At 41.4% G+C, this 24,691-nt stretch carries 17 protein-coding genes; 6 read left to right on the top strand and 11 right to left on the bottom strand.

Annotation, left to right across the window (positions count from 1 at the left end; all coding sequences use genetic code 11):
• Nucleotides 1-84: 84 nt before the first annotated feature.
• From AOC03_RS11435 to AOC03_RS11425, 3 genes are read right to left on the bottom strand one after another with little or no spacing between them, the layout of a single operon-like run.
• Nucleotides 85-3,297: a tyrosine-type recombinase/integrase gene (locus AOC03_RS11435; RefSeq protein WP_062536125.1), complete on the bottom strand. Its 3,213-nt coding sequence runs from the start codon at nucleotides 3,295-3,297 to the stop codon at nucleotides 85-87.
• Entirely contained in the window at nucleotides 3,290-5,713 is a 2,424-nt protein-coding gene (locus tag AOC03_RS11430) for a hypothetical protein (protein ID WP_062536123.1), read from the bottom strand. Before AOC03_RS11430 ends, AOC03_RS11435 begins: the two co-directional genes overlap by 8 nt.
• Complete coding sequence (locus tag AOC03_RS11425) at nucleotides 5,703-6,260, bottom strand: hypothetical protein (protein ID WP_062536121.1); 558 nt, start codon at nucleotides 6,258-6,260, stop codon at nucleotides 5,703-5,705. Before AOC03_RS11425 ends, AOC03_RS11430 begins: the two co-directional genes overlap by 11 nt.
• A gap of 407 nt (nucleotides 6,261-6,667) precedes the next feature.
• On the opposite strand from AOC03_RS11425, the gene AOC03_RS11420 reads away from it, so the two are divergent.
• From AOC03_RS11420 to AOC03_RS11405, 4 genes are all read left to right on the top strand, one after another.
• Complete coding sequence (locus AOC03_RS11420) at nucleotides 6,668-7,516, top strand: hypothetical protein (protein ID WP_157049321.1); 849 nt, start codon at nucleotides 6,668-6,670, stop codon at nucleotides 7,514-7,516.
• 11 nt (nucleotides 7,517-7,527) lie between these two features.
• Nucleotides 7,528-8,577, top strand: a complete 1,050-nt coding sequence (locus AOC03_RS11415) for a hypothetical protein (RefSeq protein ID WP_062536116.1) — start codon at nucleotides 7,528-7,530, stop codon at nucleotides 8,575-8,577.
• A gap of 103 nt (nucleotides 8,578-8,680) precedes the next feature.
• Nucleotides 8,681-9,754 carry a tetratricopeptide repeat protein gene (locus AOC03_RS11410; protein WP_062536114.1) on the top strand — a complete coding sequence of 358 codons (1,074 nt, stop codon included), beginning with the start codon at nucleotides 8,681-8,683 and terminating at the stop codon, nucleotides 9,752-9,754.
• A 151-nt stretch (nucleotides 9,755-9,905) separates the two neighbouring features.
• Nucleotides 9,906-10,742 (top strand): hypothetical protein, encoded by an 837-nt coding sequence (locus AOC03_RS11405; protein WP_062536112.1) that lies wholly within the window; start codon nucleotides 9,906-9,908, stop codon nucleotides 10,740-10,742.
• Nucleotides 10,743-10,856: 114 nt separating this feature from the next.
• On the opposite strand, the gene arfB is transcribed toward AOC03_RS11405, so the two are convergent.
• Both arfB and AOC03_RS11395 read right to left on the bottom strand, forming a co-directional pair.
• A complete protein-coding gene (gene arfB / locus AOC03_RS11400) occupies nucleotides 10,857-11,270 on the bottom strand; it encodes an alternative ribosome rescue aminoacyl-tRNA hydrolase ArfB (RefSeq protein WP_062536110.1) in 414 nt (137 codons plus the stop codon).
• A 144-nt stretch (nucleotides 11,271-11,414) separates the two neighbouring features.
• The gene (locus AOC03_RS11395) at nucleotides 11,415-12,602 is read right to left on the bottom strand and encodes a sugar transporter (RefSeq protein ID WP_062536108.1); all 1,188 of its coding nucleotides are present in this window, start codon (nucleotides 12,600-12,602) and stop codon (nucleotides 11,415-11,417) included.
• Nucleotides 12,603-12,996: 394 nt separating this feature from the next.
• On the opposite strand from AOC03_RS11395, the gene AOC03_RS11390 reads away from it, so the two are divergent.
• The gene (locus AOC03_RS11390) at nucleotides 12,997-14,193 is read left to right on the top strand and encodes an aromatic amino acid transaminase (RefSeq protein ID WP_062536105.1); all 1,197 of its coding nucleotides are present in this window, start codon (nucleotides 12,997-12,999) and stop codon (nucleotides 14,191-14,193) included.
• A gap of 105 nt (nucleotides 14,194-14,298) precedes the next feature.
• Entirely contained in the window at nucleotides 14,299-15,438 is a 1,140-nt protein-coding gene (locus AOC03_RS11385) for a glycerate kinase (protein WP_062536102.1), read from the top strand.
• Nucleotides 15,439-15,534: 96 nt separating this feature from the next.
• On the opposite strand, the gene AOC03_RS11380 is transcribed toward AOC03_RS11385, so the two are convergent.
• From AOC03_RS11380 to AOC03_RS11355, 6 genes are all read right to left on the bottom strand, one after another.
• Nucleotides 15,535-16,938, bottom strand: coding sequence for an FAD-binding oxidoreductase (locus AOC03_RS11380; RefSeq protein ID WP_062536100.1), 1,404 nt, complete (start codon nucleotides 16,936-16,938; stop codon nucleotides 15,535-15,537).
• A gap of 134 nt (nucleotides 16,939-17,072) precedes the next feature.
• A complete protein-coding gene (locus tag AOC03_RS11375; protein WP_062536098.1) occupies nucleotides 17,073-18,359 on the bottom strand; it encodes an NAD(P)/FAD-dependent oxidoreductase in 1,287 nt (428 codons plus the stop codon).
• A 46-nt stretch (nucleotides 18,360-18,405) separates the two neighbouring features.
• Nucleotides 18,406-19,938: a Na+/H+ antiporter NhaC gene (nhaC, locus tag AOC03_RS11370; protein WP_084785854.1), complete on the bottom strand. Its 1,533-nt coding sequence runs from the start codon at nucleotides 19,936-19,938 to the stop codon at nucleotides 18,406-18,408.
• A 195-nt stretch (nucleotides 19,939-20,133) separates the two neighbouring features.
• Nucleotides 20,134-21,624, bottom strand: coding sequence for an aldehyde dehydrogenase family protein (locus AOC03_RS11365; protein ID WP_062536096.1), 1,491 nt, complete (start codon nucleotides 21,622-21,624; stop codon nucleotides 20,134-20,136).
• 132 nt (nucleotides 21,625-21,756) lie between these two features.
• Nucleotides 21,757-23,226 (bottom strand): VOC family protein, encoded by a 1,470-nt coding sequence (locus AOC03_RS11360; RefSeq protein WP_062536094.1) that lies wholly within the window; start codon nucleotides 23,224-23,226, stop codon nucleotides 21,757-21,759.
• A gap of 77 nt (nucleotides 23,227-23,303) precedes the next feature.
• The gene (locus AOC03_RS11355) at nucleotides 23,304-24,575 is read right to left on the bottom strand and encodes an aspartate aminotransferase family protein (protein WP_062536092.1); all 1,272 of its coding nucleotides are present in this window, start codon (nucleotides 24,573-24,575) and stop codon (nucleotides 23,304-23,306) included.
• Nucleotides 24,576-24,691 lie beyond the last annotated feature (116 nt).

The raw sequence follows: 24,691 nt of genomic DNA, 5'->3' as shown, positions 1-24,691 counted from the left end.
CTGATCTATGCTGTCAAATCCGTAAAAATTAACTCTAGAGGTTTTATTACCTAATCTGACGATAAAAGCTATTCTATATCAGTCTCATTCCTCACTATCCTGTTCAAGCAGTACCATTAACATCTCTCCTAAAAACTTTAAGACACCGGATGACTCATAATTAGTTTGTTTCTCAGATTTAGAGTTCATTTTTCTCACAACTCTAACTTCAAAGCCTACACAGTGTTGGTTGGCTTCCACCCTAACAGTACTATCAATTTTATGCTTTCTCTTAAAGTCCCTAACCTCCTTTATACTACTAGAAGTTAGCTGCCAATGGTGAGGAGCAATAATTTCACAGGCTATCTTCAAAAACTCAGCCAACAAATCATGTTGTGACTCTTTAATACCAAATTTTAAGTAAGATCTAGAGGTAATGTGCTTTTGCTTATAAATACTGACAAACTCTCTTAATTGATCAGGTTTCTGTACGGACAGGTTATAAGCGTTATCCAATGCCGTGGTAATAATCGCTTGAGCAGTTTGACCTTTGACTTGGGTAATGAGCTTATCGTTATTATTCAAGCCACTCGCGTTTTTGTATAAAGCTAGTGCATTGATTAGGTGAATACCGTGTTTTATCGCTATATTTTCCAACTCTTTATCGCGCAGCTCAGGCTTAACTTTATCTACCTCTCTTATAAAACTTATAACAGCATCGTACCTTGCATCAATAAAAATAGAGTGCTGTATCCCCTCACCTTCAGCACTCCACTGGATAAGTTGGGTGCTCACATTGGGTGCTGTAAATAAAGGGGTGTGATGTGCTTTTAGCTTTTTGGCAAAGTAATGTCTTAATTTCTTCAACGCTACCGCTTTAGTAGATTTGTCATAGGCGGTTTTATCATGATAATTGACAGTTTGATAATCTATACCAGTTATACTTTTCAGTACCGTAAAAGGTATCTCTATTTTAGCGTTGCTCAGCTGCCACCCTGCTAACAAATGTGCGGTATGGATATAATGCTCAAAAGTTGTGTCACAAGTCAGATGACCTACAAAACTCGCTAGCCCAAACCAAGCACCCTGGATTTGATGATAGCCTACCAAGCTGTCAGCGATGTTCTGGCATTCCTGCTGGGTATAGTCGGTCATCACCTCTGCTAATGCCGAACCATTAATAGCTAGCGCTAACTGACTGATTGCCGTATGTCTAAGGCTATGAAAAGTATAATTGTGACTATCTTGCCCAAGCACTCCATCCCATAGTATTCTCATCAAATTGCTAAAGAAATACGTTGGTAGAGGCTGCTTACCCACGCCTTGAGAGAACAAATAGGACGCCCCCATTCTTTCTTGCTGAGCAATAAATAACGTAACTATCCTTAGCTCATCTTTCTTTAAAAGTGCCTCCAACAACACTCTTCTTTTAGCACTGCTGCTTTTAAGACGTAGATAAGGGTTTGGCGTCAGTACAACGCTAACATCTGAGCTCTCTTTTACGTTCTTGAGTTTTATACCTGCAATCTCATTAATGCGCATGCCAGTACGATACGCTAAAATTAATATCGTCTGGCATAACAGCTTTTGGCTCTTGTTTAACTCAGATGCTTGTAGTGCGCTATGCATGGCGTTATACACCCGAGGTGAGACCATGCTCGCTTTGACGACCTGTTTGTTTTCTCCCCATGCAAAAATCACGTCAGGAGCATCGAAATACTGCATCTGATATCGATGAAAAGCGCGTAGTCGTCCGTAAGTGTAAGACTGAGTGTTTTTGAGCTCATCTAGGCTAGTGGATTGTTTGCATTCATCTTTTGAGTCGACATTTTGGTCTAGCGCTTGCTCTAAATCAGATATTGGTTCCTCTAAATCATCACCTCTACTATTCTTGACATCGTCATAATCAAGCTCAATATCATCTCGATCATCGATCGGGTCTTTCTGCAAAACATCTTTTTTACGAGCGTCTTTGACTTTACTTAAGATGATTTGCTCATATATTTCTTCATAATCATTGGTACCCCATTCTTCTAAATCTTCATCCATCGTCAACATAAGCCATTCACGTCCAATACAACCGACGTACTTACTAACTGAGTTTAGGTTGGTTTGATTACCTTCTAGTAAAAATAGTACCCAACCTAGCAGACGTATTGCGTTAGGCTGAGGAAAGTCATTTTTTACGTTGTTAATAGTATCTTTAGCAGATGCTCGAGTCCCTTTCAATCCTTCTTGAATGAGCTGAATGATGTTTTTACTGAAAGCGGGATAGCTGTTACTTGGCTTAGAAGTATCGTTTGATGATGGGCCTTTAATAAACAGCTGTTGCCAAGTAATATAAGATTGGATTTTTTGAATGATTTCTTGGTTATAACTAAGTAATTGCTCAGTAGGTAGTGATGTACTTTTAAGCTGTCCTTGCATGACAAGACTATCAGCGCCATCTATAGCACTACCAGGCCACTGGCGCCAATGAAAATTAGCATATTTGATAAGATATGATAAATGGATTTTTTCTGGATCTCGGCAAGTAAGTTCAAACGTATTGTTCAATCCTTTGATAATCGTCTCAAACTGCTGTATTTTACGCTTATTTACATCAGTATCACTTAAGGCGTATAGAAACATAAGACTTAGGTCATCAGGAATATAAGACACATAGCGAATCAATGCGTCATCATTGCCATCAACTCTGCAACCATATTTGTCATCACTGATCTCTAAAGGAATCACGAGCAAAATTTTATTAGCATCTAACTTCTTATGATGTTCAGTCTGTTTTTCTAAATCAACAAGATGTAATTTTCGATCGCTAAATACCCATTTATACAATGCTTTTAGTGCAGGTAAATCATTTAGACCACCGAATATAATACTGCTATATAAAAAGTAAGTCACATAGTCATTGGCACTAAACTTGCGCTTATTCTGCCAAAATAGTTGCATCGCCTCCCAAGTACTTGAAACCTTTGAACCTTCAACAAACCACTCATAGCTGATGGTAAGTTTATCTCGTTCAGCCACAATAGGAACGACTGGCTCATCTAACGTACAATGATTGGCTTTATTGTACGCTCTTACCGCGTCTAAGAACCCTTGCCGTGCTACACGGTAATTATTAAAGGTTGTGAATGCATTTGAAAGCTGAGCGTCAATCGCATGATAATGTTCTGATATGTCAGTAGGGTCGATTGCTTGATACTGCTGTAAATAAGCGGTCACTAAGTTTGCCGCTTTTTTTCTTAGCGCCTCTTTTTGCTGTTTTTGTTTGGCTTGTCTGAGCTTATGCCCAGCGAGCGTTATTGGCTTAGCCATAAAGCGTCACCTCCACTTGCTTCAGTTGCAGCTCTTGCACCACCTCATCTAAATGCGCTGCCAATGTCGATTTATATGGCATTATTGACGATGAAGACATCGGATGAAACATCTCTTGATCCGCATGTTCATGACCGAATAAAGCGCAGATATAAACTTCATCAACTTTATTCGTGAGCATTGAGCGCAGTTGATGGCGTAGCCAGTTATCTTGATGAGTTAAAAAACTGCCTAACAGCCTCCTTATACGCCCTGGTGAGATAGCGACAAATCCTTTAGGGTTATAGCTAAATACCTGTAGCAGTGGTATTCGTGATTGTAAAATCTCTTCAATGCGCAATTGGTGGTTTGGGTATATAGGGTTATGCAAACTGGCAAATTGTTTTAAATATATCAGGTAATTCTGCAGTGCTATTTTTAAGAAGTGACTGATTGGAATAAGACGACCGCCATCATCTCCTTGACGTATGGCTTTATCTGAGACCCAATAAATATCATGCATAAAATTAAATTGATGCAGATAACCTGGCACATCGTTTACTGGTCTTATCCCCGTCTGTATTTGAATGATGTGCCACAGCCAAAGACTATATGCGTTAAACTGCTCGATATAGGTATCTCTACCATTTTTTGCATCACGAATTAAATGGCCATTGTAGTCTTGTACATGAGCATTTAAGAGGCTAAAAAAATTACTGCAAACTTTGTCATCTAAAGCCATTTCACTACCAACATATTTTTTATTAATATTACTGGCTATGATCGGCATCTTTATGAAGCAAGAATATCGATATCCCTGATACAAGTGATGACTTTTCAGGTTTAAAATTTTTGAGGCTACTTCGGTATTCTCGATTTTATGAAAGTAAATATCATTAAAGCTTTTAAAACAACGATCACTTAGTATTTTAAGCGCTGATTGATAGGTGTCCAGCAGAGAGGATATCTCAATACTGGTATAGTATAATGGCGATGAGTGTTCGACCTCTACTCCGGTTATCATGTCAGCATGCAAAGGTTGTTTTATCTCATGTTTGATAATGAATGCTAGAGCAGACTCAATATGTTGACTAGAAAAAGAGGGCAATACCAAGTCGCTTTTAAGCGTTTTTAATAGCTCATCAATTACGTCTTTTTTCACTTCAAACTTGTACTGCAGTATGGCTTGTATGGAGTGCGGTAGTGGCAAACTAAAATAATTACTATCACTTTTGATATGGGGTTTTATCTTACCACGTCGATTTAGGGTGACATTAATCGTATTCTTGATGATTGTTTCGCCACTATCATCTTCAACCAAAAACTGTCTTTGGCTTTTATTGGTGCTGATCTCTGAAGCTATGACGTTGATTTGTCTGCCTGATAATAAAGACAATAATAATACCGTAGCAACTTGACGCTCTGATAAATCGCCCTTGATCACTACATCCCACAATTTTTTGAATAAAATCTGATAACTGAGTATAGGAAGCACTCTAGTATTACTTGGCAACAAGAGCTGATTGCGCTTACTGTGTAAATAATTGGTCTTTACTTGAAACTGCTGCAGCTGCGATGATTTGGCTACTGCTCTAGGCGGCGCGTAATCATTGTCTAATAGTGCTGGTGGATCATCATCTGCTATATTTTCTGGTCTAGCAACATTGTCTTTGTGCTCATAATCAGCGATTCGAATCAGCCGAGTTGTTTCATCTGTATACCGAGCTGCTCTTGTATCATTTACGTTTTTCGGCTCACTATCCTGCCTACTTGCTCGGCGCTCTCTTTCAATAAACGCCTTATCTTTGATAGCGACCTCATAAGCGAGCCTTATCTCTCCTATTTTTTTAGCGATATTATCAGTTTTAGCAGAAGCGTCTTTTTCTTCACGATACTTACTCTTTTCATAGGCTTCAATGTCATTCAGGTTTTTATAAGCATTATTAGATGAGGCGTGGATTGTAATGAGCTGTTTTAAGATGCCTGCTTGAGATGAGTCGGTATCTAACGCCATCCTAACCCTGACGCCAAGCTTGCTGATTTTTTTATAGTGATTGTCATCACTCTGCGCGATCAGTAGCATTATTTGTAGATACTTACTCATAAACTGCCAGTATGCATCAGTGAATAACTTATTTTTCTGATCAGTAGCAAACTGCGCCAACATATAAGAGACCGCCCAAGCCTCTGTATTTTTATTCGTTTTTACCATAGAGATGATTGCTTGAAAGTCATCATCACTTAATAAAATTGGATCAGCAGATGAGATAAACTCTTGCATATCAAGAAGGTACTTGGGTGATAATAATATCAACTCAAAAACCAAAGCTTGTACTTGTTCTGCTAAAGGAGAATCATCAGGTACTAACCTCTTTATGACAAGACTGACGTCCTCTACTGACATATGTTTAAGGCGTACGCCCTCTTCATTTTCCATATAGCCAACTCATATCCTGCTCTAGCCCCAAATTTTTTGTCTCATCTACTAATAATTTTTGTTGATACTCATATTGATGCTGATCGATGCCTGCAAAACGACAGTAATCTTCAGTTCGTAAATCATCACAATTCATCAGCTCTCTCAATATGCTTTGGGCACAATGCTTTTTTAGATGCTGCCATAACAGCACATGATTGACGTCTCGATAAAAACATAATGTCAGCACCTCCAACCACGCCATTTTAACGATCTGCTGATCATGACCTGCAATAATTATGAATGGCTGACTCAGTTTAGACTCATCCTGAAAAATCTGTGACACACGTTCAAAACAATTAAAATATAGATAATGATCCTTACCTCTAATTACTCGAACAGGGGGCTTATGATATTTATCAACATCACTAATCTTAATAGAAGATTTTTTGGGACGAAATTTTAGCCAAACATTATGTGCAGATACCGCACTAGGATGAACCATAATGTTGACCTTAGATGGGATCAAAAACTGATGACGCGCTGTGTTTTTCGTTACATCCTGCATACTCATAATCCTAACCTACGTTATATACGAAAAAAGATCAGACCTTTCCTTGCAATGCTCATCCACTTTTTTGAGGCACTCTGAAAAGTCGGCATGTGATTTTATAATTAAATATAACCATATGAATTCAATTTGTACTAGCTACTTACTGTGGGGTGGGGAGGCAAGAACTTACTATAAATAATAAATAGTTAGGTATCAATATCAATAAAAAAACTGTGACCAAAGTATGACTTATGTCCTTATGATATGCTATTTTAAAAATAATTCCTTTCAAATAAAAAAGCTATAACCCTTTTAAATAAAGAGTTATAGCTTAGCATAATTTAGTGTAAAATAGTTCGACATCATTGCCAAGGTTGGGGTTTTTATCGCTGCGCTCGCCATTTGTGGGGACGTATTATACGGTGAACAATGCAACCAAAACTATCGCGCAAACCCAAAAGCATTTGCATTTTTTTTGGCTCGCTAAACAACGCTCAAGCGCCGAGCAGATTGAGAAAATTCAGCAAAACCTGATTAATGCTCAACAGCAATATCCAAATAGCGTCATTGCTCAGGCTGAGTTTTTACCCCAATTACGGCTGTTGACCAATGATGCCAAAAATTACGATAGCTTTAGCTCGCCTGCACCAATCATCAGTCCCAAAAATGTAATTGATTTGTCTATGGGCGAGCAAAAGCCATTTATTAGCGCCTTTGATCCCAATAGTGCGCTTAGCGATGAGCAAAAAAATTGCTACGATATCAGCTGGGGTGAGAAAAACAGTATTATCTTTTATCCTTATCCCAACCCCAAAACCAACCGCGACAAAATTTGTCCTGATGGTCCCCTATTTCGCTCAAAAACGGGCAGCACCTTAAAGCTAAACTTACCGCTGCAAACTGGCTACAGTATTACGCCCAAAGCACCTGCTAACGTTGAGGTTACCGATAACTATTTATCTATCCCTATTATAGAGGCACAAAAAGCATGTATTGGCATCAGCTCTGGGATGGCGGAAGCACAAAAAAGCGCGCAAGGTATGGAGTTACAATACGCCGCGAAGAGCACTTTAATCAATACTGATTACTATGCCCAGTTTTCTATTGAGCGTGACGGCTGTAGCTCAGAGGATGACTGCAGCAACTTAGCCGATAAAACCTTTCAGTACAATCAGCTGATATCAAGCCTTGCCAATAAGTCTAAGCAGCATATCGATAGCCTATATCCGCGCACGATTAACATCAATTTAATATGCGATCCAAGCTTATAAGGAACGAAGATATGTTAGTGTTTTCGTGGTTGGCGCCCCAAGAAAAGTCAGCTGATACTCCATTTGAGTGTTGTCTGATTTTAGAATACAACGACGAATCACGGGTCGATGTTATAGATATCAACGATATAAAAAATGACAGTAAAACTTGGTTAGACTTGGTGCATAAAAGACGTCCACTTGACAATGGTGATAAGTCTAGTAAAAAAAGTAATAATAAAAACTCATTATTTCTATCTTATCTTATTGATACTGACTTGCTATTAAAAGAGAAGCCACGATTAGCACATATTTATTTGTGGGCGTCAACTTCTGCGCGCGATGAAAAAATTCATCTTGAAACCGTATATCCATTCAGTCAACTGATACCCACCTCCTCTCTAAATCTTAACAAGATTTTTATACAGGTGTATCCTATTTTATCTGATGCTCAATCCTCGCAAAAATACCATGAGATTGAGAATCAAAGAATAGACTCTGAAGGGTTCATCGCATTATTGGCATTAATTCAAGAACAACCAAAAAAAATTATCGTTACTGAATCACCGATACCTACTAAGCAATCACTAATTGCTAAACAACCGGTAATGATTAAAGAACTTATAACAGAGAGTGAAAGTAACCAAGACGCTTCCGATGATTTTAATCTAGAAATATTAGATCAAAAAGAGGAGGATGTGGTATGGGGCATATTTTCTAAGCAAGACTTGAGTGATTTGGTAGAAGGTTTTTATGACTGGCAAAGAGTACATGGTAAAAATACGCTGATTGCTAGATTACCAACAGATTTATCAGAGAAAATTAGTAAGCATTTTGACATTGTGTTTTGGACGAGTGGTCAAGGTATTAGTAATATGGTGGTCGATAATAGACCGCCTAGACATACTATGGTAATAGGCATTATCAAGACCTCTGGTTCTGATAAAGAGCATATCAGCCATGGTATCGGCTATTGTATACAACGACCGACCAGCTTGGATAAAATGTGGACGCATCAACAATGGCATAGATTAGAATGTAGTGATAATGAGATATTAACAGTCACGCCAATAATCCTTTAAACCTCACATCTGTGCATATCAATTGATACGGTTCTAGTGCGGTAGACCTTACTGTCTGATACATCGCATAAAATTATACACAATGCAATATGGCTTAACTATCATGAATAAAAATCTTAAATATACGTTAATAAGTTTTACAGGCATTCTGTTGATGGTTATTGCCGCAACAGGCATTCTGTTGATGGTTATTGCCGCAGGTGCATTTGACTCAGAACCTGATATGAGCTATGAAGATGCTGAGGCTGTTGACATACAAGACATTGAAGAGCCAGTCGAACAACCGACATATATACCGGATGAAGTAGTAGTAGTGGAAGATAGCGGCGTGGAAGATAATAGCGTAACCGATGAGCAACATATTGAGTGGGTCGATCAATTAACCGCAGTCGATATGGAGTACCCTAATGATAGACAACGGCTAGAGATGTACCAGAGCCTGCTGGATAATAACAATAATGCCTATGCACCAATATTTTTGGCAAGCAACCAGCTTAATGTCGAAAATGAATCTAAAAGTATCGGTCGGTTTGAAGAATTATTAGCCAGTTTTGGGTTTGATGTGGCTTCGATTGATAGTCTTGAAGCGTTAGCAAACGCTCAAAACGTTAATGCCATGTTTGTATTAGGTATTTATTACTATCAAATGCAACGTTACGATCAAGCCAGAAATTGGCTAGAGCAAGCATCAACCCAAGGTCACGCAGGCGCTATGAATCAGTTGGCGTGGATATATCGAAAAGGTCTTGGTGTTACTAAGGATCTTGAGTATGCGGCAACTTGGCACCGTCACTCTGCTGAAGCGAACTATCCTCGTGCAATGACCAATCTCGCTTATCTCTATGATGTCGGTGGCGGCGTTGAAAAGGATTTAGAGGCTTCTGCCATGTGGTATAAAAAAGCAGCTGAGTTAAATAGTGCTTCAGGGCTTTATGCCGTAGCAGTTTACGCCCTCAATGGTACAGGTGGTATGCCACAAGATGAACAAGAGGGTCTGAGATTATTAATGGAATCTGCCGAGCTTGGGCATAAGCGTTCAATGTACGTCATCGGTCAACGTTATGAGAATGGCGATGGTTTAGATATGGATATGGAGATGGCAGTTCATTGGTATAGTGAATCTGCCGCGCTTGGCGAACGTGACGCCATTACCGCTATGAGCCGATTAAATTATTAATGTGATATCGGCTTTTAAGAGTAGCGATGGCTCACAGCCTATAATGATAAAGGCTTGGGCACATTTTTTTAAATATTTAATACTGCAGAGTAAAATTTAACACTATTAGACGACATTACAGCAGTTATCGTTGATTAAGGATTAACAGTTAATGAGATTTAATTTATTACTATATGTACCAGCACTGGTCGAAAATCTCAATATTGAGTACGGTATTTTTATTCAGCATCATTTGATGGATGATGCAGATATTGAATTGAACTACTTCGACTTTAGTAAAATTAATTCAGAAAACTATGCGCTAGATATCGTAGATAAAAACGAAGTGACTAAAAAGGTCAGAAAAGATTGTTTGGTAGAAGGCTTTACATTAAATAGCCATTATTCCATAGATTTGGATAAAGGTTACAATAGAAATATCAGCAAAGACGAAGTCAGACAGATTTTTATCTGCTTTAAAAACACCTCAAAACAACCGATTGATGCTTTTATTCGTATGACTCATGATGGAGAAACTCATAACTATCATATTAAAGATGATTTGATATTTTTTCAACTTTGGGTGGCACCAGAAATGCAAGACAGCTCTGACATTGCTTTGAACATTGGAAAAGTAAACTACTCAGACTTTACGTATTTTTGTACGGTGATAAAAGAAGAAATAAACAAGCAGTGGCATTTGATTTTAAATACCAAAAGGAACATCAGTAAAGAAAAGCTGATTCAGGATAACCAAGAGATTGTATATGAAGAAGAATCGCAGCAAAGCCCGTCCAATCCAGTAAAGCTTAAAAATATATTTGTACAGCCATCGGACGCGCAAGCGCATGTCATCCCAACTGCAACGGAGGCGCACAGCATGGTCATACCAGCGCATGATACGATACCACTGAGTAGCAAAAAGGGCTCGGATAGCTTTAAGATAATCGCTTATATCTTACTAATTATAGGTATAATATCAATATTGGGTAAGATATTTGGAGCGTAACTGACCGACTTTCTAAAGACTTATTCGAGCGAATAATGTATAAGAAAACTGTCTTATCTTGGTTTTAAAAGAATAAGTGGTCATGTCCATGATGATATTCACGTTATAGCGGACTTAAAATTCAACTTTACCGCGCAATAATTTTGTTTTGCCACGCTGCGTTTTTTGGTCGACACGTTTGCGGCGGGCATTATTGCTCGGTTTAGTAGGTCGTCGGGTTTTGCTAACATAGGTGGCTTTAAGGATAAATTGCTGCAGCCGCTCAAAAGCATCACTTTTGTTTTTTTCTTGCGTGCGAAACTGCTGCGCTTTAATAACGAGTACACCTTCTTTACTAATGCGGCTATCGTTACTGTCTAATAAACGCTGTTTGTGGATATCACTCAGACTTGAGGCATTAATATCAAAGCGTAAATGAATCGCAGAGGATACTTTATTCACGTTTTGTCCGCCCGCACCTTGCGCGCGTATGGCGTGTATTTCCACCTCGTAGTCGTTCAGGCTGATGTTATTACTTATAAAAATCATGGTCTACTTTTTTGTAAAATAATCAAAATATGCTTATTATCATAAACCATTATTAGATATGCGACTACACGCAATATCTCTAGCTTATAGAAAATCAGCGCATTTAACATTCATATATCACGAGGCAAAATCTAACGCTACTCATTAGCGTAAGCTAGGAAATCTTTGTATCATAAATATCATCAGTAATAACGCGATACTAGCGACAGCAGCCCCCACGTAGCCCACGCTCGACAGTGAGATATGGGTAACGGCATAGCCACCGAGCAGTGCACCCGTACCAATTCCTAAATTGATAATACCCGAGAACATCGACATCACCATGTCCTGCGCATTGACATCAATCATAATCACTTTGACTTGAATACAGAGCAGCAACAGCATCATTGCAGTACCCCAAATCAAGGTATTTATACTGAGTAACCACATAGACGTTACCGACCATAACAGCGCCACCATACATATTAGTATGAGTATCGTTGAGATTAACATCAGCTTAGTAGTAGAGTTATCCCCCCAACGACTGAACATCACACTGCCTATCAGTCCTGCACCACCGAATAGTAACAACACAAAGGTGACCAAATTTTCACTGATCGAACCGACCTCTCGCATAAAAGGTTCAATATAAGAGTAAGCCGCGTAATCAGCGGTAAAGACCACAAAGCAAAACATATATAGACACACTAATAATGGATTTTTAAGCAATTCAGGAATTTTTCGGAACGACCCTTCAAACATACTGGGTAGCGTGGGCAATAGCCGCGCTTGTAGGACAAATATGATAAAAGCGATCACACCGATACCGCCAAACGTCGTACGCCAGCCAAACCATTGACCCACTATTCTTCCTATGGGCACACCCAGCACCATTGCCAATGCCGTACCGGTAGCAAGAACACTCAGCGCCAATGCCTTTTTACCTTCAGGCGCCACACGTAGCGCTATCGCTGCTGTAATGGACCAAAATATGGCATGGGATAGCGCAATGCCCACTCTGCTAATCAGTAATACTTGAAAACTCCACGCAAATACGGACAGGACATGACTGATAATAAATACGACGAATAATGCCATTAGTAACCGCTTACGCTCTAATTTACTGGTCAGCAGCATCAGCGGTAATGACATCGCCGCGACAATCCAAGCATAAAGCGTCACCATCCAACCTGTCTCCGCGGTGGTGATGGAGAAATCTTGGGCAATATCACTTAAGAGCGCTACAGGAACAAATTCTGTCGTATTCACCACGAAGGCACTAACACCCATGAGAATCATTCGAGAATACTGAGTTCGGAGAGAAACTGAGCCCGTATCGAGGGTATGTGTCATAATTTTCAATCAAAAAAAGGTGCTTATACAGCACGATTAACCCGAAAATGGGTATCAAAACTTAGTTCATCTCATAATAACATGACAAGATAGCAATCCTAGAGTATCTGCTATCTTGGTTTTTTGATAATGGCAATAACAATGATAATAATAGATACTCTATATTCTTTACAAAACGTTAGAATGAACAGCTATCAACATTATTAAATAGGTTTCTGACGACAGATCATAATACTGTTTATGATTTGGTCATTTATCACCCAAGAAACCGTAAAGCGTGCTATTTCTTAATCAGTTATTCATTCATTTAATATTGAGTTAATCAGCAATCTGATTTATGCTTTGTACCCTTCATTTAAATTTTTTTCGTGCCATAAAATAACTGGGAAACACTATGTTTGAACGTATTGATTATTATGCTGGCGATCCAATTTTAGGTTTAATGGATAAATTTTTAGCAGACCCTAATCCTAATAAGGTCAATTTAGGCATTGGTATTTATTATGATGCATCCGGAAAAATGCCAGTACTCGACTGTGTAAAAATAGCTGAGCAGCGTATTGCTGAATCTACTGCTCCCCGCCCTTATTTGCCAATGGCAGGATTGCCCGGGCATCGTCAGGCGTGTCAAGAATTATTGTTTGGTAAAAATGCGCAAGCCGTCCAAGAAAATCGCGTTGCTACTATCGCTACCATCGGTGGCTCTGGCGCTTTAAAAGTCGGCGCAGAATTTATTCATCAATGGTTTCCACAGTCTAAGTGTTATGTCAGCGACCCAACTTGGGGCAATCATATTGCCATCTTTGCAGGCAGTGACATTGAAGTAGGTACTTATCCTTACTACGATAGTGCCAGCAACAGTGTAAAATTTGATGAGATGGTCAGCTTCTTTAGTACGCTGAATAGAAATGATGTGGTATTGCTGCATCCTTGCTGTCATAACCCAACCGGTATGGATTTGACCCAAGCGCAATGGGATACCGTGCTAGAAGTCATTCAAAAACATGAGCTTATTCCGTTTATGGATATTGCTTACCAAGGGTTTGGTGAAGATATTGACAGCGATGCGTATGCCATTCGTAAAGCCGTTGATATGGGCTTACCGGTATTTGTCAGCAACTCATTTTCTAAAAACTTGTCATTATATGGCGAGCGTGTCGGTGGTCTGTCTATCGTTTGCCCAACGCCTGATGAAGCCGTGCGCGTGTTTGGTCAACTGAACTTTCTTGTACGCTCTATCTACTCAAGCCCACCGTCTCATGGCGGCTATGTCGTTGATATCGTCATGAATGATGAAGCTTTACATCAGCAATGGATGGGTGAGGTTTATGGCATGCGTGACCGTATTAAAGCCATGCGTCTAGCGCTTAAATCAGTCTTAGAAGCCAAGTTACCTGAGCGCAATTTTGATTATATTACCCGTCAAAATGGTATGTTTAGCTTTACCGGTTTGACACCTGAGCAAGTGGCACGCTTACAAAGTGAATTTGGTATTTATATGATTTCCAACTCGCGTATGTGCGTGGCAGGCTTAAATGCCAGCAATATTGATTATGTTGCCAATGCGATGGTAGAAGTGCTAAAAGTCTAACCCTTTATTGATTCTTCTAAGAATACTTGTTCATAATGACGCCTATTACTTGTAATGGGCGTTCTTCATTTGACACTAAAAAAGCCTTTTACCACAGAGCCTTACATGAATATTTTAATCGTGCCCGACTCGTTTAAAGAAAGCCTAGCCGCTATTGACGTTTGCCGAGCTATCCAATCAGGGTTCAGTCAGGTTTTTCCAGATGCTGACTATACATTGTTGCCAATGGCAGATGGTGGCGAAGGCACGTCTGAAGTATTGTCTTATGCGCTTGGCGGAGAATGGCAACGCGTGGCGGTACATGACCCTCTCATGCGCCCAATTACCGCGCGCTATTTGCTATTAGATAATGCCACTGCCGTTATTGAAGTTGCGGAAGCTTGTGGTCTACATCTATTGACGATAGAGGACAGAAATCCACTAGTGACCAGTAGTTTTGGCGTTGGCGAGCTTATCAATGATGCGTTAAATAAAGGGGCAAAGCGCCTTATCATTGGTCTTGGTGGTAGTGCGACCAATGATGCTGGTGCAGGGATGCTCACGGCTTTAGGGATGCGTTTTTACGATGCTAAAGATACAACATTAGCGCAAGGCGGTGGTCAACTTGATAAGTTGCAACGAATAGATGCCTCAACATTTAACCCAAACATAGTAACGACAACGTTTGAAGTGGCTTGCGATGTAACCAATCTTCTATGCGGCGTATTGGGAGCGAGCGCTATTTTTGCCCCACAAAAAGGGGCTAATCCTGAACAAGTAACTCAACTGGATAATTCATTACATCATTTTGCAAATGTATGCCATCAGCACGGTTATGGCGATAATCAACATATCGCAGGAGCTGGTGCGGCTGGTGGTCTTGGGTTTGCATTGATGACGTTTTGCAATGCACAACTGCAATCAGGTTTTGATACGGTGGCAAAGGCGGTGAATTTATCGCAGCATATTGCCAACGCTGACCTCGTCATAACGGGCGAAGGTAAACTTGATGCGCAAACCTCAATGGGCAAAGTCGCAGGCGGTGTGAGTCAGCTTGCTCGCGCACATCAAAAACCTGTGATTGCAATTTGTGGAAGCGTCGATGGGCTAAAACCTGCTCAAACAACGCAGTTTGATATTGTCATGCCCAGTATCCAACAGATGGATACTATCGATAATGTGCTAAAGGGTGCTTATAATAATATTGAAACGACAACGGTTAATATTGCAGCTGCTATTAAGTTAGGACAAACGATAAAGTTTTAAACTAATATCTTATTTTCGCTAATAAAAAAAACGCCCATTAATAAGATTGAGCGTTTTTTATTTAACCTTTTAAAACACCTTTATTACCTACCAACATTACATATCAAAAATCTTCCCGCGATTCATAATATTATTTGGATCAAACACCTTCTTAATCTCTTTAAGATACTCAATCTCCGTCTCGCTGCGACTATAGTGCAAATACGGCTTCTTCGTCATCCCAACTCCATGTTCTGCCGACACCGAGCCGCCATACTTCTGCACCGTCTCAAACACATACTGATTCACCACCTGACAAGCGGCAAAGAAATCATCCTTGCTCATGGCTTCAGGTTTGAGAATATTTAAATGCAAATTCCCATCCCCGATATGCCCAAACCAACACACTTCAAAGTCAGGATAATTACTGCTGACAATATGGTCAATGTCATTGATAAATGCAGGGACGTGAGTAATTAACACCGACACATCATTCTTATAAGGCGTAAATACCGAAATAGTTTCCGAGATATATTCACGTAGCTTCCATAACTCCTGTGCTTGGGCAATGCTTTGGCTCATCACCCCATCGACCACCCAACCTTGCTCCATACAGTCTTCAAAGATAGCCATGGCTTTATCCATGATTGGCTCATACGGTGCTTCAAACTCTAACAAGGTATAAAACTTGGTGCGTGACTCAAACGGTTCTTGTACTTGCCCATGTGCCATCAGTTTATCAATCGCCACACTGTCAAAGAATTCAAAGGCGGTGAGGTCAATCTTCGCTTGAAACGCCGATAAGATATTCATCACATCAGAGAAGTTATCCATACCGAGCACCATGACGGTTAAGTCTTGTGGTGGACGCTCAAGCTTAATTTGGGCATGGGTGACTAAACCTAAGGTGCCTTCACTACCGATAAACAAGTGACGCAAATCATAACCCGTGGCATTTTTCACCATACCCCGATTAAGATGTAAGATATCGCCTTTCCCTGTCACCACGGTTAAGCCCATAATCCATTGACGGGTCATGCCATAACGGATGACTTTAATACCGCCCGCATTGGTGCCGATGTTGCCGCCCATTTGACTGGAACCTGCTGAGGCAAAGTCGACGGGATAGTAGAGGTCGTGAGATTCCGCAAACTGTTGCAATTGTTCAGTGACCACACCGGCTTCAATCTCAACCAGTCTGTCAGCAGGATAAAAGGTGCCGATTTGATTCATTTTATCCATGCTGACGACAATCTCGCCATTGGCGGCAACGGCACCGGCAGAGAGCCCGGTACGACCGCCACTAGGCGTTAAGACGATGTGGTGTTCATTTGCCAAGAGGACTAAGGCTTGAACTTGTTCGGTGGTTTTAGGAAAGACGATGGCGCTTGGTGCAGGCGCAAAGTGTTTGGTCCAGTCCTTACCCCAATGCTCTAAACTTTCTAGGTCGGTGCGGATTTGGGCGCGGTCAAAGCCATAACTGCCTTTTAGCGATTGTATAATTGTCGCCACCGCTGTCATTTTTCTATTTAAAATATCACTCACCGAAAACCTCTCCTATTAAATAAAAATCACACATCATTTATTCAAACTGATTCCGATAGAACATTGCACTTATGAAAGCATTTATACGCTCTATATATTTTTCATGATGCTTATCTAATTATTTTGAGACATTGCCCCATGTGATACAAGCTGATGCCAAGCTCCGTAAATCCAGATTTCATACCTGATAGAGGAATTTTGGATTCTTCTATAGTTTTAAATGGTAATGGAATACTGGCTCTATCTCCGGTTAAAATATAGTCCGCAAAGCATTTACCCATCAATGTGCCAGTCGTGATACCGCGACCGTTATAAGCAGTGGCAGTCAAGATACCTTCATCTGGCTCTAACACTCGAAAGATATGATCCTGAGTAAAGCCAAATTTACCATACCATTCGTACTGCCAATTAAATGCAGGCAAATAAGGATAATAGCTCTTTTGGACATAATTCGCCCATGACTGATAAAACTCTTTTGGCTTACAATTGCGACCACCTACCGTACCCAGTAATAACCGATCATCTTTATCACGACGAAAGCTGGACAGTGCCAAACGGGTGTCCCATGCGCCATTTCTATACGGTAAGATGCGGTCTGCCAGCTCACCGCTTAACGGCTCAGAGGCAATTTGATAATAAAACACCTGATAAAAAGTTTTGGTTACTTCTGTCCATTCGCCTTCGGTATAGGCATTGGTGGCGATAATGACGCGCTCAGCTTTAACGTTTGCATCAGCCGTTCTTACATACCAGTGGCTATTCTCTTTTTCCAAGCTATGTACTGCCGAGTGTTCGTGAATCGTCACGCCCAATTTAGCCGCTACTTCTGCTAAACCATTGACATAAGCCAGCGGATTTATAGTGCCAGTTCGGTGGTCTAATAAGGCTTTATTAATACTGGTCGTACCCGTATATTCATGGCAGCGACTACCGGTGAGCACCTCGACATTCACGCCGCGTCGGCTCAGCTGCTCATATCGAATATCAACATCGGCTTCACCTTTGGCATTATGTGCCATATGTAAATTACCAGTTTGTGTGGCTTGCGCATCGATACCGTAGCGTTTAATTAAATCAAACACGAGGCTTGGCGCTTCTCCAAGTGCTTCAGTTAAACGCTCGCCTTCTGTCTCTCCTAGGGCTACATTTAAATCATCAGGACGCGCCCACGTTCCGGCATTGACCAGCCCTACGCTTTTTCCTGAACCGCCACCACCGATGGTTTGGCTTTCTAATACGATAACTTTAACGCCTTTTTCTGCTAAGTGAATAGCCGCTGATAACCCGGTGTAGCCGCCGCCAATAATACAAACACTGGTTTGGGTATCTTGAGTGAGCGCATCATAGTGATGAATTTTGGGCGCAGTCACGTTCCATAAGCATTGCTCTTGCAACATCTTATACTCCATTTATCTCATCAGTTATTGATGTTAGTTGTTAATATTAGTTATTAATAGATGCCGTGTTGGCAGGCTCAGTTGAGTTAGACGTTTTGGTGAGAACTATCTCTTTAGTTGGCTCATCTTCACGAGGGGTAAATTTACCAAGTGCTGCCCATAACAAACCAAACAAAGGCGATAACCAGCAAGCAAAAGCAAAGGGTGCGTAGGTTAATGTAGCGATACCCAGTGTTGCTGCGACGAAACTACCGCCCATATTCCAAGGAATAAGTGGTGACAACAGCGTACCGCTATCTTCGATAGAACGGGTCAATGTGGTGCGCTTATAGCCCATCTCTTTATATTTATCTTTTAATAATCGTCCCGGCAATACTAAAGTGGTATAAACATCGCCAATAATCGTACCCACACCAATGACGCTGGCATAAGTGGTCGTCACCAATCCAAAACGCGTTTTTACGATATTATTAATTTTTGTCATGATGGCTCTGAGCGTGCCGTAATGCTCGATTGAACCAATAAATGCTAAGGCGAAAATGGTTAAAGTCACGACCCAAGTCATAGACATGACACCACCTTTTGACAGTAGTTGATCGACCACATCAAACCCAGTTTCGCTTTTAAAGCCATTTTGCAATACATTAAAGATATCGCTGACGCCAACGCCTTGTAAGAAAAACGCGACCAATGACGCAACCACGACACCGCCCAATACGGTTGGTATCGCAGGCATTTTGAAAACCGCAGCGCCAACCACCACTACAGCAGGCAGCAACGTAATGAGGCTAATATTATAATTACTGGCTAAAGTTGACTGTAATGCCTGAATCGTAGACATATTAACGTTATCATTGCCGTAGCTCATACCAATCCACGCATAGAGTGCCAAAGCAGTAATCATTGCCGGAACGGTAGTCGGCAACATTCCTCTAATATGCTCCCAAAGATCCACATCAGCGGCAGCAGGCGTAAGGTTAGTGGTATCTGAAAGCGGCGACATTTTGTCACCAAAGAATGCACCTGAAACAATAGCGCCACCGGTAAAGTGAGCCGGAATGCCTAGCCCCAAACCAATACCCATCATCGCAAGCCCAACGGTACCGACCGTGCCCCACGATGTACCCGTAGCAAGTGAAATAACAGCACAGATAAGACATACAGAGAACAAAAATGAAGAAGGTGAAAAAATACTAAAGCCGTAATAAAGAATGGTCGGCACCGTACCAGCAATAATCCACGAGCCAATGAGCATACCCACACCCATTAGAATAATCATGGCAGGCAAACCGATTTTAACGACCTTTAAAAAGTTCTCTTCCATGCCTGCCCAGCTACGCCGACGCAGTTTCATGAATAAGCCTGTGATTAAGATGCCACAAGCGAGAGGGATATGAGGGGTAAAATCTTTAAAGACAAAGAACTGCACCATCAGAATCATGGCAGTTAATAATAAAGGAGCAATATCAAGTAAAAAGCTGCTAGATGGCTCATAGCCATTTTGAGCAGAACCATTTTCTATAGTATCTTGTTCAATAGAAGCCTGTTTAGCAGAATCCTGTGATTTTTTATCTAACATTAGACACCTACCTTCCTTAGTAGTGGAAATCAACAGCCGTGGCTATCAATCATCGTAACAACCTATCCGTGGTTGCTCATAAAGTACTACCTAGCAGTTAAAATCGTGCTCAGCCAGACCATGGCAGACTCAGCACTTTGTCTATTGATAATTGTCTATTCTTAGTTTAACGATAAAGCATCTAACTGCTTAGCATTAACCGAAACTAATGCCCTGCGCGAGTGGCAACTCTGTTGAATAGTTGACTGTATTGGTCTGACGACGCATATAATTTTTCCACGCATCTGAACCTGACTCGCGACCGCCGCCGGTTTCTTTTTCACCACCGAACGCCCCACCGATTTCAGCGCCACTGGTGCCGATATTGACGTTAGCAATACCACAATCACTACCGCGATCACTTAAGAAAATTTCAGCTTCACGCAAATCATTGGTAAATACGCACGATGATAAGCCTTGAGGTACATCATTTTGCATAGCTAAGGCATCGTCAAAGTGGTTATAAGTCATGACGTATAAAATAGGCGCAAAGGTCTCAGTTCTGACCACATCGTTTTGCGCGTCAAATTCTACAATAGCAGGCTTCACATAATAAGCATCAGGATATTTATCCATCAATACGCGCTCACCGCCAGTGACTTTGCCGCCTGCTTTTTTAGCATTTTCTAGCGCAGCTTGCATGTTGTTAAAGCTGTCTTCATCAATCAGTGGACCAACAAGATTGCCTTCCAGTGGATGTCCAATACTAACCGTCTCATAAGCAGCTTTTACGCGTGGCAAGATGTCATCTTTAACAGAGGTATGAACGAATAGGCGGCGTAGCGTGGTACAGCGCTGCCCAGCTGTGCCTACTGCTGAGAATAAAATACCGCGTAGTGCCAAATCTAAATCCGCACTAGGGGCTAAAATCATGGCGTTGTTACCACCCAGCTCAAGTAAGCATTTGCCAAAGCGTTCAGCGACTTTAGGTCCGACGGTTTTACCCATGCGTGTGCTGCCGGTTGCGCTAACCAAAGCGATATCGCGGTTTTCAACCAATGCATTTCCGACATCTACTTCACCCAATAATACTTGCGATAAATGAGCTGGAGCGTCACCGAATTTTGCAACTGCTTTTTCGAACAATGATTGACAAGCTATGGCAACCAAGGGGGTTTTTTCTGAAGGCTTCCAAATCACAGGGTTGCCACACACGATAGCAAGTGCGGTGTTCCAAGCCCAAACGGCAACAGGGAAGTTAAAGGCTGAAATTACACCGATAACGCCAAGCGGATGCCATGTTTCACGCATGTGGTGACCTGGACGTTCTGATGCGATGGTTAAGCCATAAATTTGACGAGATAGACCAACGGCAAAGTCACAGATATCAATCATTTCTTGGACTTCACCCAGACCTTCTTCTTTTATTTTTCCTGCCTCAAATGATACTAAGATACCCAAGTCTTCTTTATGCTCACGCAGCACTTCACCTAACAGACGAACCAACTCGCCACGCTTTGGTGCAGGAACCGTACGCCACTCTTGAAAGGCAGCTTTGGCATTTTGTATTTTGGTATTGACGTCAGCCACTGTGTCTAAAGTAACTTTACCAATAATTGCCCCATCAATTGGGGTATGAACCTCAAAATCGCCATTGCTGTATTGTTCTTCTTTGACGCCCATGGCAGACATATATTGCTTAATCATAATCAATCCCTTTCCTATTGGTTTATTACGTCCTTGAGACTTATAAAACTACCCTGCAACACGCTAACTTGCAAAATAATAAAGTTCTTGCGCTCATTCCTTTTTGGAATGCCATACAAATCATCTGGCTATTCATGCTACTTTTTGTAGAATCTTTAGACAATTTTGCAAACTTTCAGCTTGCATCGATTCATACAGTGCCAGCTCGTCATAAACGTTTACTCCTAAATCACGCTCGAATTCTTGTTGATTCGAATTGCCATCATAGTGACTTTGCTGGTCTTGTTGAAGATTGGATTGGAAAATACCAGCCGCACTGACCGGTAAAAAATCCTCATAAACAATGGGCTCAATACGGATAACACCTTTGTCAATTAAATGGATAAGCGTTTCTTTATCATCTGGCACTGTTAAATTAATGTCACCAATCTCCGCCATTTCGGCTTCAGCAACCGGTTGATAATAAAAATAAGCCAGCTTATCTGCGTGTAACGTCTGATAATTATCAGGAAACTCAGCAAATACTTGTTCTAATATACGATAATATTCTGCGGCATTACTCTCGTTTGGCGTTGCTCCTAGCTGGTCACGCGCTTTATTTAATAAAGTATCATATAGCGCCCTGCCTTTAGGTGTTAACGACACTCCGCGCTGTTCAATTTCACCAAATCGGGCGGTATGTTGACCTTGTTCGTACTGCTCTGCAGTATTGTTATTAGCGTTGTCTGTAGCATCATATTGGCATTTAAAACTTACCGGCTCTTGTAGTGCCTTAAAGCTGGTTTGTCTGAGTAAAATCGGACATGCTCGTCTTGGTGGTCCTTCAATGATTGCCTTTGGCGGAATGCCGCGTGCTTGCATGCCTTGTTGTACGGTATCGATATCCAATGTTCTGGGTGTCAGATGATTAATATGCGGCCCCTTAAAACCCACCACGTCAGCAATAAGCGGATGCTGTTTTAATAAGCGCTCGTACAACTCTTTTGAAACGGGTGTTTTATCATGCCAGCGAAAGGTCTCTAAGGCTTCCGTGATAAATGTCTGCGCTTCTGCATCTGTTAATCCCCCAGCATTTTCAAAACGTTCAATAAGTTTAATGGCAGCATCAGTAAATATTTTCCGATTTGCCAACGTTTCTATTGCTGCTTGTTTTAAAGATTCATCTGCTATCAAATCTAAACGTAATAACGAGGTAAATACCCGAAATGGGCTGTTATTTAACGACTCTGTATCAATAGCGCGAAACGCAGTAGAGTGGACAGGAACACCAGCAGGTGCTAAATCATAGTAGCCAACAGGGTACATGCCCATCACCGCAAACAGGCGACGCATCATGCTTAGCTCCGCTGCGGTGCCCAATCTAATCGCCCCATGACGTTCTAGATTTAAGCGGTCAATCTCGCCAGTATGCTCAAGCTGAGCTTTGATATCAGGCTGCGTATTCAGTACATCGTTATTCACTTCGGTCACGAGCTCAATCAGATCACCGTAAAGTGGTACTTCGTTTTGATACATCGCTGACATAGCCACTGAAAAGCTATGGCGAATATCGTCGCTATTCATCATGTTGCTGTTACTGATAACGTCACTGGTATTTTTCATAAGAAAGCATCCTTTTAAAAAGAGTCAATAAGTTATAGATGATATGGTTAATTTTTATAAGTCTTGAGAATTAATCATTAAGCAACAAGGTCTTCATTTGGCAACGCTTTGAGCACTTCTTTTAAAATAGTAAGACCTTCTTGCAGGGTTTCCGGCTCAATCGTCAATGGTGGTAGCAAGCGAATAATATGTCGATGTTGCCCACTTGGCATGAGCAATAATCCGCGAGCGCGGGCTTCGGATAAGACACGCGTCATCACACTGGGATGCACGCCATATTTGGGATGGCGCAACTCGATACCGCGCATGGCGCCGATACCTGTCAGTCCAAATAACCAAGGCGAGACGCCCTCTTCTTGCCATTGTGCTATCGTCTGCTCGATAGTTTCAGCGTAATGCTTTGCGGATTGCCAAATTTCATCTTCTTGCATGATATCGAGCGTCGCATTTGCCGCAGCACACGCCACAGGATTACCAGAATACGTACCGCCTAGACTGCCTTTAGGTAAGCCGTTTATCACTTCAGCTTTACCAATAACCGCGCCTAACGGCAGACCACCTGCGATGCTTTTACCCAATAACAATAAGTCGGGCTCAATCCCCAAATGGGTAAACGCAAACGGTGTGCCCGTACGACCATAGCCGGATTGAATTTCATCCATGATCAGTAAGATGCCATGCTCATCACAAAATGCGCGTAGATATTGAGCAAACGTTGGTGACATCAGCTGAAACCCACCCTCGCCTTGTACAGGCTCCACAATGACAGCACCGATATTATCGACGTCAGTTTCTACCAAAAATAGACGCTCAAGCGCATCTATTGCCTGCTGATCACTAATGCCATTATCGGCACTCGGAAATGGAATATGATAGACACCACCTGCCAGCGTCCCTAACCCACGCTTATAAGGCGCAACCTTACCGTTTAGATTAACCGCAGCCAGTGTGCGTCCATGAAATCCGCCGTCAAAGGCAATCACGCCAGCGCGTTTGGTCTTTAGGCGAGCAATTTTTATGGCATTTTCGGTGGCTTCCGCACCGCAATTGGTCAGCATACCTGCCAGTTCACCAATCATTGGCACAAGTGCGCATAATCGGGTCATAAACGTCTGATAAGGCTTATGAGCCGCCGCATTGTAGGCGTAATGAATAAGAGACTGGGCTTGATTGACAATGGCATTGACAATATGAGGGTGACAATGTCCAAAGTTTAGTACGCCAATACCACCAACAAAATCAATGTAGCATTGGTCGTTATCGTCCCAAACTTTTGCGTTTTCCCCTTTGACGAGCGTTAAAGGATGTACCATCGTAAATGCATCAGTAACGTTATAGTGCTTATCCATGTGCCTCGCTCCTCTTCCTTGAGTTAGAGACTCATTTCAACAAAACGCGCTGATGTCAGCAAACGAATAATAGTTGTGCTTCCATTCCTTTTCGTCAGTGTTACTCATTGAGGGCA

It is taken from the genome of Psychrobacter urativorans, assembly GCF_001298525.1.
GTDB classification, from domain to species: Bacteria; Pseudomonadota; Gammaproteobacteria; order Pseudomonadales; family Moraxellaceae; genus Psychrobacter; species Psychrobacter urativorans_A.
Note: the sequence above shows the minus strand (reverse complement) of the source record. Positions and strands in the feature narration are given on the sequence as shown.

What these genes read in the sequence shown, in the direction of transcription:
- arfB (WP_062536110.1), bottom strand. Translation starts at nt 11,270, where the DNA reads ATGATTTTTATAAGTAATAACATCAGCCTGAACGACTACGAGGTGGAA.
- AOC03_RS11390 (WP_062536105.1), top strand. Translation starts at nt 12,997, where the DNA reads ATGTTTGAACGTATTGATTATTATGCTGGCGATCCAATTTTAGGTTTA.
- AOC03_RS11405 (WP_062536112.1), top strand. Translation starts at nt 9,906, where the DNA reads ATGAGATTTAATTTATTACTATATGTACCAGCACTGGTCGAAAATCTC.
- AOC03_RS11380 (WP_062536100.1), bottom strand. Translation starts at nt 16,938, where the DNA reads ATGACAGCGGTGGCGACAATTATACAATCGCTAAAAGGCAGTTATGGC.
- AOC03_RS11365 (WP_062536096.1), bottom strand. Translation starts at nt 21,624, where the DNA reads ATGATTAAGCAATATATGTCTGCCATGGGCGTCAAAGAAGAACAATAC.
- AOC03_RS11360 (WP_062536094.1), bottom strand. Translation starts at nt 23,226, where the DNA reads ATGAAAAATACCAGTGACGTTATCAGTAACAGCAACATGATGAATAGC.
- AOC03_RS11355 (WP_062536092.1), bottom strand. Translation starts at nt 24,575, where the DNA reads ATGGATAAGCACTATAACGTTACTGATGCATTTACGATGGTACATCCT.
- AOC03_RS11385 (WP_062536102.1), top strand. Translation starts at nt 14,299, where the DNA reads ATGAATATTTTAATCGTGCCCGACTCGTTTAAAGAAAGCCTAGCCGCT.
- AOC03_RS11375 (WP_062536098.1), bottom strand. Translation starts at nt 18,359, where the DNA reads ATGTTGCAAGAGCAATGCTTATGGAACGTGACTGCGCCCAAAATTCAT.
- AOC03_RS11430 (WP_062536123.1), bottom strand. Translation starts at nt 5,713, where the DNA reads ATGGAAAATGAAGAGGGCGTACGCCTTAAACATATGTCAGTAGAGGAC.
- AOC03_RS11395 (WP_062536108.1), bottom strand. Translation starts at nt 12,602, where the DNA reads ATGACACATACCCTCGATACGGGCTCAGTTTCTCTCCGAACTCAGTAT.
- AOC03_RS11425 (WP_062536121.1), bottom strand. Translation starts at nt 6,260, where the DNA reads ATGCAGGATGTAACGAAAAACACAGCGCGTCATCAGTTTTTGATCCCA.
- AOC03_RS11435 (WP_062536125.1), bottom strand. Translation starts at nt 3,297, where the DNA reads ATGGCTAAGCCAATAACGCTCGCTGGGCATAAGCTCAGACAAGCCAAA.
- AOC03_RS11410 (WP_062536114.1), top strand. Translation starts at nt 8,681, where the DNA reads ATGAATAAAAATCTTAAATATACGTTAATAAGTTTTACAGGCATTCTG.
- AOC03_RS11415 (WP_062536116.1), top strand. Translation starts at nt 7,528, where the DNA reads ATGTTAGTGTTTTCGTGGTTGGCGCCCCAAGAAAAGTCAGCTGATACT.
- nhaC (WP_084785854.1), bottom strand. Translation starts at nt 19,938, where the DNA reads ATGTTAGATAAAAAATCACAGGATTCTGCTAAACAGGCTTCTATTGAA.